Origin of the sequence: Parvibaculum indicum (assembly GCF_011762095.1) — a bacterium.
GTDB lineage: Bacteria > Pseudomonadota > Alphaproteobacteria > Parvibaculales > Parvibaculaceae > Parvibaculum > Parvibaculum indicum.
This window is the reverse complement of sequence record NZ_JAASQO010000016.1, coordinates 63945-75297: the sequence shown is the minus strand read 5'-3', so window position 1 is coordinate 75297 and position 11353 is coordinate 63945. Positions and strand designations below refer to the sequence as shown.

The 11353-nt window shown below is 63.8% G+C and carries 10 protein-coding genes; all 10 read right to left on the bottom strand.

Annotated elements, in window-relative coordinates; translation table 11 throughout:
• Nucleotides 1–232: 232 nt before the first annotated feature.
• The 10 genes from FHS78_RS16905 to rplI all read right to left on the bottom strand — a co-directional run bounded on the left by FHS78_RS16905 (nucleotide 233) and on the right by rplI (nucleotide 11342).
• Nucleotides 233–958 (bottom strand): SDR family NAD(P)-dependent oxidoreductase, encoded by a 726-nt coding sequence (locus FHS78_RS16905; RefSeq protein ID WP_167095555.1) that lies wholly within the window; start codon nucleotides 956–958, stop codon nucleotides 233–235.
• Nucleotides 959–968: 10 nt separating this feature from the next.
• Complete coding sequence (gene purF / locus FHS78_RS16900; protein ID WP_167095554.1) at nucleotides 969–2582, bottom strand: amidophosphoribosyltransferase; 1614 nt, start codon at nucleotides 2580–2582, stop codon at nucleotides 969–971.
• A 40-nt stretch (nucleotides 2583–2622) separates the two neighbouring features.
• Nucleotides 2623–3285, bottom strand: coding sequence for a CvpA family protein (locus FHS78_RS16895; RefSeq protein ID WP_167095553.1), 663 nt, complete (start codon nucleotides 3283–3285; stop codon nucleotides 2623–2625).
• Between the two features lie 58 nt (nucleotides 3286–3343).
• On the bottom strand, nucleotides 3344–4750 hold the full coding sequence (gene radA, locus FHS78_RS16890) for a DNA repair protein RadA (protein WP_167095552.1): 1407 nt from the start codon (nucleotides 4748–4750) through the stop codon (nucleotides 3344–3346).
• A complete protein-coding gene (locus FHS78_RS16885) occupies nucleotides 4750–5538 on the bottom strand; it encodes an ABC transporter ATP-binding protein (RefSeq protein ID WP_167095551.1) in 789 nt (262 codons plus the stop codon). The genes radA and FHS78_RS16885 overlap by 1 nt, the downstream gene beginning before the upstream one ends.
• A gap of 8 nt (nucleotides 5539–5546) precedes the next feature.
• Nucleotides 5547–6320: an MlaE family ABC transporter permease gene (locus tag FHS78_RS16880; RefSeq protein WP_167095550.1), complete on the bottom strand. Its 774-nt coding sequence runs from the start codon at nucleotides 6318–6320 to the stop codon at nucleotides 5547–5549.
• Complete coding sequence (gene alr, locus FHS78_RS16875) at nucleotides 6317–7540, bottom strand: alanine racemase (RefSeq protein ID WP_167095549.1); 1224 nt, start codon at nucleotides 7538–7540, stop codon at nucleotides 6317–6319. Before alr ends, FHS78_RS16880 begins: the two co-directional genes overlap by 4 nt.
• On the bottom strand, nucleotides 7537–9018 hold the full coding sequence (locus FHS78_RS16870; protein ID WP_167095561.1) for a replicative DNA helicase: 1482 nt from the start codon (nucleotides 9016–9018) through the stop codon (nucleotides 7537–7539). Before FHS78_RS16870 ends, alr begins: the two co-directional genes overlap by 4 nt.
• A 276-nt stretch (nucleotides 9019–9294) precedes the next feature.
• On the bottom strand, nucleotides 9295–10536 hold the full coding sequence (locus tag FHS78_RS16865) for a cyclopropane fatty acid synthase (RefSeq protein ID WP_167095548.1): 1242 nt from the start codon (nucleotides 10534–10536) through the stop codon (nucleotides 9295–9297).
• Nucleotides 10537–10721: 185 nt separating this feature from the next.
• Nucleotides 10722–11342, bottom strand: coding sequence for a 50S ribosomal protein L9 (gene rplI, locus FHS78_RS16860; protein WP_167095547.1), 621 nt, complete (start codon nucleotides 11340–11342; stop codon nucleotides 10722–10724).
• Between the last annotated feature and the right edge of the window lie 11 nt (nucleotides 11343–11353).

Here is an 11353-nt window from a genome sequence, read left to right as displayed (position 1 = left end):
AGCCTCCATGGAGAAACTCCTTCCCGCCAATCAACGGGAAGCAAAATCAATCATCACCTCAAAATGCGAAAGGTGGGGCTACAACACCGCTTACGGCAGAAGATGTCGTCCCGGGATTTATTCCCGGGACCCACTCGCTTTGTCTGCTTGCCGCAGGGCCAATGGATCCCGGCAACAAGTGCCGGGATGACAAAAGTGTTTTGGGATCAGGTTTCCGAAAACCAGCGCAGGCTCAGGCGTCCGCCTTCACCTTCCGGTATTCGACGATTTCGCCGTGCCGCGCACAATCCGGCGAGGCCAGCTCCAGGAAGAGCGGCACGAGATCGGCCGGCTTCGTCAGCGTCGAGGGGTCTTCGCCCGGCATCGCCTTCTTGCGCATGGCGGTGCGGACGGGGCCGGGGCTGATCGAATTGATGCGGATGGAGGTCTTCTCGCACTCCGCCGCCCAGGTCTTCATCATCGTGTCGAGCGCGGCCTTGGTGATGGCATAGGGGCCCCAATAGGGGCGGCACTTATGCGCGGCGCCGGAGGTGACGAAAATCGCCCGGCCCGCATCCGACCGCTTCAGCAGCGGCTCGAAGGAGCGGATCATGCGCCAGTTCGCCGTCACGTTGAGGGCGAGCGTCGTGTCCCAGTCCTTCGGGTCGAGATGGCTGAGCGGCGTCAGCACGCCCAGCGTGCCCGCATTGGCGACCATGATGTCGAGCTTGCCCCAGCGCTCGAAAACGCTGGCGCCCAGCCGGTCGATGGCGTCGCCGTCGGTGATGTCGAGAGGGACGAGGGTGGCCTTGCCGCCGACCTTGCGGATTTCGTCGTCCACTTCCTCAAGCGCCCCAACGGTGCGCGAGACGAGGATGACATGCGCCCCTTCGGCCGCCATGCCCAGCGCCACGGCGCGGCCAATGCCACGGGATGCGCCGGTGATAACCGCCAGGCGGTCCTGAAGTCGTCCACTCATATCATTCTACTCAAGCAATTTCGGCAAGGAGCGAGAGCTGCCTCGTTTTCTGCTCGCCGTCGCGGTCGACCAGCGGCGTGGGGTAGTCCCCGGTGAAGCAGTGGTCCGTAAGCTGAGGGTTCTCCGGATCGCGGCCCTCGAAATCCATCGCCCGGTAAAGGCCGTCCACGGAAATGAAGGCCAGGCTGTCCACGCCGATGAAGTTGCGCATGCCTTCCAGATCGTAATTGGCGGCCAGAAGCTGCTGGCGTTCCGGCGTGTCGATGCCGTAATAGTCGGAATGGGTGATGGGCGGGCTCGCGACCCGCAAATGCACTTCCGTCGCGCCGGCCTCATACATCATCTGCACGATCTTGATGGAGGTCGTGCCGCGCACCACGCTGTCGTCCACCAGGATGATGCGTTTGCCTTCCACGATGGCGCGATTGGCATTGTGCTTCAGCTTCACGCCGAGCTGGCGGATATGCTGCGTCGGCTCGATGAAGGTCCGGCCCACATAATGGTTGCGGATGATGCCGAGCTCGAAGGGAATGTTCGACTCGCCCGCATAGCCGATGGCGGCGGGGACGCCGCTGTCGGGCACCGGGATCACGACGTCGGCATCCACATGGCTTTCGCGGGCAAGCTCCTCGCCGAGCCGCTTTCGGACATTGTAGACGCTCTTGCCGCCCACAACGCTGTCCGGCCTTGCGAAGTAGATATATTCGAAGACGCAGGGACGAACCTCGCGCTGCGGGAAGGGGCGGATCGACTCGATCCCGTCCTTGGTCGCCACGACGATTTCGCCGGGCTCGACCTCGCGCACGAATTCCGCGCCGATAATGTCGAGCGCGACCGTTTCCGAACAGAAGATCGGCGCGCCGTCCAGCATGCCGAGAACCAGCGGCCGGATGCCCAGCGGGTCGCGCGCGCCGATGAGCTTCTTGTTGGTCAGCACCACCAGCGCATAGGCGCCCTCGATATGGGAGAGCGCATCGACGAAACGGTCGACCGTGCGCGGCTCCTGGCTGCGCGCGACGAGCTGAAGGATCGTTTCGGTATCCGAGGTGGACTGGAAGATGGCGCCCGCGCGCACCAGATCGTTGCGCAGCGTGATCGCGTTGGTGAAATTGCCGTTATGGGCGATGGCGAAGCCGCCGCCCCACAGATCGGCGAAGAGCGGCTGCACATTGCGCAGGATCGTCTCGCCCGTGGTGGAGTAGCGCACATGGCCGATGGCCATATCGCCCTGCAGGCGCTCGATCACCTTGCCGCTGGTGAAATGGTCGCCGACCAGACCCAGCCGCCGCTCCGAATGGAAGTGTTCGCCGTCATAGGAAACGATACCCGCCGCTTCCTGGCCGCGATGCTGAAGGGCGTGGAGGCCCAGCGCCGTCAGCGCCGCCGCGTCCGGATTGCCCAGAATGCCGAAGACGCCGCATTCCTCGCGCAGCTTGTCTGCGTGAAGCTCGTCGTCGTCAATGCCGATATGCTCGTCTTGTCTAGACAGGATACGCCCCGGTATTTCACTGCTGGTCCCGGATTTCAGGGCCCCGGGACGGACCTTGCCGGACGGGCCGGCGGCACCAAAGTCGAAGGTCAGCTGATCGGTCAGACATCCTTCGGACACGTGCTGCTGAATCATACATACGCTCCAGAGAAGCTAAAGGGTTACCTTCCCCCCGTTACTCCCCTGTCGTGCTTTCGAACAGCCGATCGAGCCCCCTGCGTTCGGAGGAGTTATAGCCGGGCGGGGGCGTCTTGTCAGCGGCAGAATTGCCGCTCCCCGAATTGCGTCCCGTGGGGATTTTGGGAATGGGCTGCGTGGTGGTGCCGCCCCGGCCGTCGGGGAAGCGGGGACGGCGGGTTTCCTCGGGCGCCAGGGTAAACAGCAGGCTCGCCGTGCTCTCCACCATGGGACGGAGCTTGGCATTGCGAATCCAGCCGGGCTGGTCCACCGGATCGGGTACGAGCCAGGCAAAGAAGAGATAGGCCACCGCGACGATCAGAAGGCCGCGCGCCACCCCGAAAACGAAGCCCAGCGTGCGGTCCAGCAGGGCCGCCCGGTCATGCAGTTCCATCAGCGAATCCGACCAGCGCGAGGTGAACAGCGCGACGAGGGCATAGGCGGCAAAGAAGATCAGGATGGCCGAAACCACCGCGGCGAGCCACGGCGTGGGGATGAAATCGCGTACGATCGGCGTGAGATAGGGAAACAGCCACAGCGCCGCAATGGCCCCCACGACCCAGGCGAGGATGGAGAGGATTTCATTGGTGAAACCGCGCAGCAGCGCCAGCACACTCGAGATCAGCACGACGCCGATCACGATCCCGTCGAACCAGGTCACCAGCCACTCTCCTTCTTGCGGGCCTTCTTTCGGGTCTTTTGCCCGAAAAATACCATACTCACGCGTCCCCAGCGTCCGCTTCTTTGCCGTCGCCGACGGCAAGATGCGCCAGCAGCGAGGCCAGATCGCCGATGCCGGTGAGTTTGAGCCCGCCGCCGACCCCCGGCCGGGCGGCCCCGGCCGGCACGATGGCGCTCGAAAATCCCAGTTTTTCCGCCTCTTTCAGGCGGGCTTCCATCTGGCTGACCGGGCGCACGCCGCCCGACAGCGCAATTTCGCCGAAAATGACGCATTCGGCGGGAAGCGGGTTGCCGGTGATGGACGAGACGAGGGCGCTGGCCACGGCGAGGTCCGCCGCCGGTTCGTTGATTCGCAATCCGCCCGCCACGTTCAGATAGACGTCCTGTCCCGCCAGCGAGAGGCCGCAGCGCGCCTCCAGCACGGCGAGCACCATGGAAAGGCGCCCTGAATCCCAGCCGACCACGGCGCGGCGCGGGGTGCCGAGCGCGCTCTGGGCGACGAGGGCCTGGATTTCCACCAGCACGGGCCGGGTGCCCTCGATCCCGGCAAAGACCGCGCTGCCGCTGGTGCCGCCGTCGCGCTCGCCGAGGAAAAGGGAGGAGGGGTTGGGCACTTCGGTGAGCCCCAGCTCGCCCATCTCGAAGACGCCGATCTCGTTGGCCGGGCCGAAACGGTTTTTGACCGCGCGCAGGATACGGAACTGGTGGCCGCGCTCGCCTTCGAAATAGAGCACCGCGTCCACCATATGCTCCACCACGCGCGGGCCGGCGATCTGGCCTTCCTTGGTGACATGGCCGACAAGGATGACGGCGGTACCGTTCTTCTTGGCGAAACGCACCAGCTCCTGCGCACTGGCGCGAACCTGCGCTACGGTGCCGGGCGCGCTGTCGAGGCTGTCCGTCCACATGGTCTGGATGGAGTCGATGACGACGGCTTCGGGCGGCCGGCCGCTTTCGAGCGTCGAGATGATGTCGCGCAGATTGGTTTCCGCGCCGAGCTGCACATCGGTTTCGGCAAGCCCCAGACGGCGCGCGCGCATGCGCACCTGCGCGATGGCTTCTTCGCCCGAGATATAGACGACGTCATGTCCGCGATTGGAAAGGGCGGACATGGCCTGCAGCAGCAAGGTCGATTTGCCGATGCCCGGATCGCCGCCCACCAGCAGGGCGGAGCCGGGCACGAGCCCGCCGCCGAGCACGCGGTCCAGTTCGGCAATGGCGCTTTCGAGCCGCGGCGGGTCCGCGCTTTCGCCGCTCATGGCGACAAGTTCTATCTGGCGGCCCTTGCCGCGCGCGGCCTTTTGCGGACCGCCGCCGATACCGGCATTGTCGGCGGTCTCCTCGACGATGGTGTTCCATTCGCCGCAAGCCTCGCACCGGCCCTGCCAGCGCGCGGACACCGCGCCGCAGGACTGGCAGACGAATATGCGCTGCGGCTTCGCCATCAGGGCTTCAGCACTTCCATCTGAATGGGGCCTTCGGCGCGGCCATGGATGAACTGGTCGACATAGTCGTTGCCGCTATTGTCCACTTCCTCGACGCTGCCCGCCCAGATGATCTTGCCCTTGTGGATCATGGCGACCTTGTCGGCGATCTTGCGCGCGCTCGCCATGTCATGGGTGATGGAAAGCGTCGTCGCGCCAAGCTCCTTCACGCTGTCCACGATCAGCTCGTTGATGACATCGGCCATGATCGGGTCGAGGCCGGTGGTCGGCTCGTCGAAGAAGATGATTTCCGGATCCGCCGCGATGGCGCGGGCAAGGCCGACGCGCTTCTGCATGCCGCCGGAAAGCTCCGCCGGATAAAGCTCGCCCACATCCGCGCCGAGCCCCACCTTGGAGAGCTTGTCGATGGCGATCTCCTTGGCCTCCTTGCGCTTCATGCGGCGGCCCTGGATGAGGCCGAAGGCGACGTTTTCCCAGACGGGCAGGCTGTCGAAGAGCGCGGCGCCCTGAAACAGCATGCCGAATTTGCGCAACGTGTCTTCGCGCGCGCTCTGATCCATCTCCAGCACGTTGCGTCCGTCGACGAAGATCTCGCCCTTCTCGGGCTTTACGATACCGAGAACGGATTTGATCATGACCGACTTGCCGGTGCCTGAACCGCCGATGACGACGAGGGACTCGCCTCTCGGCACGGTCAGGTCGATACCGTCCAGGACCACCTTGGGGCCGAAGCGCTTGTGAACGCCGCGCAGTTCGATTTTCGCGTCGGGATCGGGTTTGTTTGCCATGTCCGTTCTCACTTCGCGAACAGCAGCGACGTCATCACATAGTTCGCTGCGAGGATCAGAATGGAAGCGCTCACCACCGCGTTCGTCGTCGCGCGGCCCACGCCCTGCGCGCCGCCCTTGCTGTTGAAGCCGTGGAAGCAACCCATCAGTGCAATGATGAAGCCGAACACGGCCGCCTTGATGAGGCCGGAGCTGATACCATTGTCGTGAATGTAGTTGATGGTGTTTTTCAGATAGACGCCCGCATTGAAGTCGAGCGATGCGGTCGAAACCATATAGCCGCCCATGATGCCGACGATATCCGCGATAAAGACGAGGATCGGCAGGGTGATGACGGCGGCCGCGATGCGCGGCACCACCAGATATTTATAGGGATTGGTGGAGAGCGTGGTCAGCGCGTCGATCTGTTCGGTCACGCGCATCGTGCCGAGTTCGGCGGCAATCGCCGCGCTGACGCGGCCTGCCACCATGAGCGCGCCCATGACCGGACCGAGTTCGCGCGTGATGCCGAGCGCGACAACCGTGGCGACGAGCGCCTCGGAATTGAATTCGTTGGATCCGTAATGAATCTGGAGCGCCAGCACGCCGCCGGTGAAAAAGGCGGTCAGCGCCACCACGGGCAGCGAGAAATAGCCGATCTGCATCATCTGCTGCAGCGTCATGCGCAGGAAGAAGGGCGGTCGCAGCACATGGCTGACGGCGGCCCAGGTGAACCGGCTCAGCTTGCCGATCTCGGCGAGCGTCGCAATCACGACCCGCCCGATAACCGCTAGAAAATTCAAGATACGCTCCTGCCCTTATTGTTGCCCGCGACGCCGGACGGGATTCGACCGCCCCGAGTGTAATGGCGGCGATAGCGTTCGCCCAGCGATGTCAGGACTTCGTAACCGAGCGTCCCCGCGCGCCGGGCCACCTCGTCGAGCGGGACGGCGGGGCCTATCAGTTCCGCCATATCGCCGCGCGACACGGCGCCTTCGGGCAGCGATGTGATGTCCGCGACGATCAGGTCCATCGAAACACGTCCTGCAACGGGCACGATCCGCCCCGCCAGCGCAACCATGCCTCCCTGGGCCCGGAGGTCGGGCAGGGAAGGGAAACTCAGGGACCGGAAATACCCGTCCGCATAGCCCGCCGCAAGTACCGCGATCCGGCGCACGCCCTCCGCCGTCGAGCTGGCGCCATAGCCGGTGCTTTCCCCGGCCGGCACCTCTTTTACCTGAAGCACGCGCGCGTGCGCCGTCGCCACCGTCTCGAACGGGTTGTCGCGCGCGGCGAACGGATTGCCGCCGTAAAGGCCGATACCGGGCCGGATGAGGTCGAAATGATAATCGGTGCCGAGAAAGGCTCCGCCGCTATTGGCGAGGCTTGCGACCGCCCGGGGAAAGCGCGGCTGAAGCGTTTCCACGATATGCGCGAAACGCTCGCGCTGGGTGGCATTGAGTGCGTGAGCGGGGTCGTCTGCACAGGCCAGATGGCTCATCAGCAACGCCACGTCGAGCCCGCCGGACCAGTCGTTATCGGCCATGAAGCGGGCGGTCTCGCCGGGGGAAAGCCCCAGCCGGTTCATGCCCGTATCGAAATGGATGGCGCAGGGCAGATGCGTCGCGGCCTTCCATTCCTCTATTTCGGCCAGCGAGGAGAGGCAGGGACGAAGCCCGTATTCGATGAAGACGGGCGCCGCGCCCGGCATCAGCCCGTTCAGCACATAGATGGTGGCATCGTCCGCGCGCCCCTTGAGCGCCTCGCGCACTGCGCGGCCCTCGGCGGCTTCCGCGACGAAAAAGCTGCCGCACCCGGCCTCCGCCAGCGCGGCGGCGACGGGCCGAAGGCCGAGCCCATAGGCATTCGCCTTGACCACCGCGCCCACTTCCGCATGCGGCGCGGTGTCCTGAAACCGCCGGTAATTGGCGGCGAGCGCATCGAGGTCGATCGTGAGCACACCGCCCGCATCGGCCTCGAAGGGAGCATCTGCGGGAGCGGGCGCGCTGGGCTTGGTTCTCAAGGTATGGATTCCGGCAGGTGGTCATCGGCGATGTGGTCGCTGAAGCGCGTCACATCCGCCTGGAACTGTAGTTTGACCGTGCCGGTAGGTCCATGGCGCTGCTTGCCGATAATGACTTCGCCGATGCCGTGGACATGCTCCATTTCCGCCTGCCACTCCAGATGCTCGGGCGTGCCTTCGCGCGGCTCGCGGCGGGAGACGTAGTATTCCTCGCGGAAGACGAACATCACCACGTCGGCGTCCTGCTCGATGGAGCCGGATTCGCGAAGATCCGAAAGCTGGGGCCGTTTGTCGTCGCGCGCTTCCACCTGACGGGAAAGCTGGGAAAGGGCGAGGATCGGGACATTGAGTTCCTTGGCCAGCGCCTTGAGGCCGGTGGTGATCTGCGTCACTTCCTGCACGCGGTTGTCGCCGAACTTGCCGGAGCCCGCCAGAAGCTGGAGATAGTCGATCACGAGGAGCCCGAGGCCGCGCTGGCGCTTCAGCCGCCTTGCGCGCGCGGCCAGCGTCGCAATGGTGAGGCCGCCCGTATCGTCGATGTAGAGCGGCACGCTCTGCAATTCGCGGCTCGCCTCCACCAGACGGTGGAACTCGTCTTCCTCGATACGGCCGCGCCGGATGCGCTCCGACGGCACGCCGGACTGTTCGGCGAGCAGTCGCGTGGCGAGCTGTTCCGACGACATTTCGAGCGAGAAGAAGCCGACGATGGCGCCGTCCTTGGCTTCCACCGTGCCGTCGGGGTGGTGGACGGCCTTGTAGCTCTTGGCCGCGTTGAAGGCGATGTTGGTGGCCAGCGCCGTCTTGCCCATGGAGGGGCGGCCGGCGAGGATGATGAGGTCGGACTGCTGCAAGCCGCCCATGCGCTGGTCGAGATCGCGAAGCCCCGAGGAGATGCCCGACAGCCCGCCATCGCGCTCATAGGCGGCGGCGGCCATGTCGATGGCGGTCTTCAGCGACTCGTGGAAGGCCTGGAAGCCGCCTTCATATTTGCCCTTTTCGGCGAGCTGATAGAGCGACTGTTCGGCATCCATGATCTGGGTGCCCGGCGCATCGTCCACCGGCGCGTCGAAGGCGCGGTTGTGCATGTCCGTGCCGATGCGGATGAGCTCGCGCCGGATGGCGAGATCGTAGATCGTGCGCGCATATTCCTGCGCGTTGATGATGGTCGTGGCCGCGCCCGCGAGCCGGGCAAGGTATTGCGCGCCGCCGACCTCCGACAGCGCCTCGTCGCGCTCGAAAAAGCCTTTCAGCGTCACCGGCGAGGCGAGATGGCCCTGCGTGATGAGCTTCGACATGGCCTCGAAGATCCGGCCGTGAACGTCCTCGAAGAAATGCGCGGGCTCGAGGAAGGCGGCGACCCGGTCGAAGGCGTCGTTATTCACCAGAACGGCGCCCAAGAGCGCTTGCTCCGCCTCGATATTGTGGGGCGGCACACGATATTCCGCGCCTCCCTCATCGGGGGCGGGATCGTCGGGCATGTCGTTGTAAGCGTGAAGAGGCGTGTCCATGACCCTCTTATCACCCGCTGGAAGCCCTGCGAGAAGGGCAAAAAGCGCTCTGATTCAGTTCCTTAACAGCTATGTTTTTCACAGGCTGTGAGCAAATCCCGAATGCGCGCCAAAATCCGGCGATACGCCTCGTTTCGAGACGTGAACAAAGCTGTGGATAAGCGACGATCTTAAAGCGATTCGGAAAGGGCGCCGTCCGGCTTTCCGGCGCGGCGCCCGTTCCGGATGACGGATGCAATCGAGTTGTCAGTCGCCCGCCAGTCTTTCCATCGTCCGGGGCGTACCGAGCCTGTGCTCGTCTTCGAGCATGTAGTCGCGCGTCATGGGCAGGGCGTCGATCTTCTTGGAGATCTGCATCTGGAAATTGACCATGCCTTCATTGCGGAAGGAGGTTTCCGAGCCGACCAGATAGAATTCCCACATCCGACAGAAGCGTTCGTCATAGATGCGTTTGGCTTCGTCCCAATGGGCCATGAAACGCCGCCGCCATTCGCGCAGCGTCTCGGCATAGTGGAGGCGGAGAATTTCGATGTCGGTCATGAAGATGCCGGCATTTTCCACCGCCGCCGACATTTCGCTGAGTGCGGGGATATAGCCGCCGGGGAAGATGTATTTGGCGATCCACGCATTGGTGGCGCCCGGCGGGTCGAGACGGCCGATCGTGTGGATGAGCGCCACGCCGTCATCCGTCAGCAGGTTGCGCACCGCGTTGAAATATTCGGCGTAATGGCCGACGCCCACATGCTCGAACATGCCGACCGACACGATGCGGTCGAACTGCTCGTCGAGCTCGCGATAATCCTGAAGGCGGATGTCCACGCGGTCCTCAAGCCCGCGCTCCCTTGCGCGCTTCGTGGCGACGGCGTGCTGCTCTTTCGAGAGGGTGACGCCGACCACGTCCGCGCCGCATTCTTCCGCCAGCGTCAGCGCCATGCCGCCCCAGCCGCAGCCGATGTCCAATACGCGCATGCCCGGCTCGATCTTGAGCTTGGCCGCGATATGCCGCTTCTTGGCGAGCTGCGCCTCTTCCAGCGTCATGTCGGGATGCGCGAAATAGGCGCAGGAATATTGCTTGTCCGCGTCGAGAAACAGATCGTAGATGCCGCCGTCGAGATCGTAGTGATGGGCGACGTTCTTCTGCGCCTTGCCGACCGGATTGTGCTGGTCGATCCGCCGCTTCAGCCGGCGCAGCCGGGCCTGCATACGAAAGAGCGGGCCCGCATAATCGTTGCCCAGGCTGCTCGTCAGTATGTCGATGAGATTGTAGACGGTATGCGGCGGGTCCACGGTCAGCCGACCGTCCATATAGGCTTCGCCCAGTTTGAGATAGGGATTGAGCGCAATCTCCCGTCCGACTTTCCCGTCATGGGTTCGGACGATGACTGTCTCTCCCTCGCCATTCCCGAATGTGGTCGTCTTGCCGTTCGCATCGATCAGGGTCAGCGACCCCTTCTTGACGACCATTTTGAGAAGTAACTGAAGCAGCATGGTACCCCCTCAAAGAGTGGTGGACCGGTCGTTCGCTTAACTATGAAAAATTAAACCGCTGCCATTTGCAAGAGTGGTTCTAAAAAGCTTCGTAACTTGGCAAATCGTTGACTTAGATCATTGAAACGAAAAAGGCGCCCCGGTTTCGGCCGGGACGCCTTGGTCTTTTGAAGACTTCAGAGAAGTCAGCCTGCCGGCGTTTCCTCTTCGGAATCGGCGGGTTCGGCCTCGGCCTCTTCCGCGCCTTCCTCGGCCGGAGCAAGCTCTTCGTCCTCGAAGAACTCGGCGGCCTCGACGTCTTCATCGTCTTCGTCCTGCGTCTGGGTGACGTCTTCGCCGCGTGCCTGGCGTTCGGCTTCTTCTTCCGAACGGGCCACATTCACGCTGATCGTGGCGATCACCTCAGGATGGAGGACGACGCGAACGTCGTGCAGGCCGAGATTCTTGATCGGCTTGTCGAGCTGCACCTGATTGCGGTGCGTCGAGAAGCCGCCCACCGTCATCGCATCGGAGATGTCGCGGGTGCTGACCGACCCGTACAGAATGCCGGTGTCGCCGGCCTGACGGATGACGATGAACTTCTCGCCATTGACCTTTTCGAAGACCTGTTCGGCTTCCTTGCGAAGCTCCAGGTTGCGGGCCTCGAGCTGGGCGCGCTGCTCTTCGAAACGCTTGAGATTGTCCTTCGTCGCGCGCAGCGCCTTGCCGCGCGGGAGCAGGAAATTGCGGGCGAAGCCGTCTTTCACTTTGACGACGTCACCCATCTGACCGAGTTTTTCCACCCGTTCCAGAAGTACGACTTGCATGTTGGCGTCTC

Excerpts from the sequence above, each read along its gene's own strand:
- FHS78_RS16905 (WP_167095555.1), bottom strand. The coding sequence starts at position 958 with ATGAGTGGACGACTTCAGGACCGCCTGGCGGTTATCACCGGCGCATCC.
- purF (WP_167095554.1), bottom strand. The coding sequence starts at position 2,582 with ATGATTCAGCAGCACGTGTCCGAAGGATGTCTGACCGATCAGCTGACC.
- radA (WP_167095552.1), bottom strand. The coding sequence starts at position 4,750 with ATGGCGAAGCCGCAGCGCATATTCGTCTGCCAGTCCTGCGGCGCGGTG.
- FHS78_RS16885 (WP_167095551.1), bottom strand. The coding sequence starts at position 5,538 with ATGGCAAACAAACCCGATCCCGACGCGAAAATCGAACTGCGCGGCGTT.
- FHS78_RS16870 (WP_167095561.1), bottom strand. The coding sequence starts at position 9,018 with ATGCCCGACGATCCCGCCCCCGATGAGGGAGGCGCGGAATATCGTGTG.
- FHS78_RS16865 (WP_167095548.1), bottom strand. The coding sequence starts at position 10,536 with ATGCTGCTTCAGTTACTTCTCAAAATGGTCGTCAAGAAGGGGTCGCTG.
- rplI (WP_167095547.1), bottom strand. The coding sequence starts at position 11,342 with ATGCAAGTCGTACTTCTGGAACGGGTGGAAAAACTCGGTCAGATGGGT.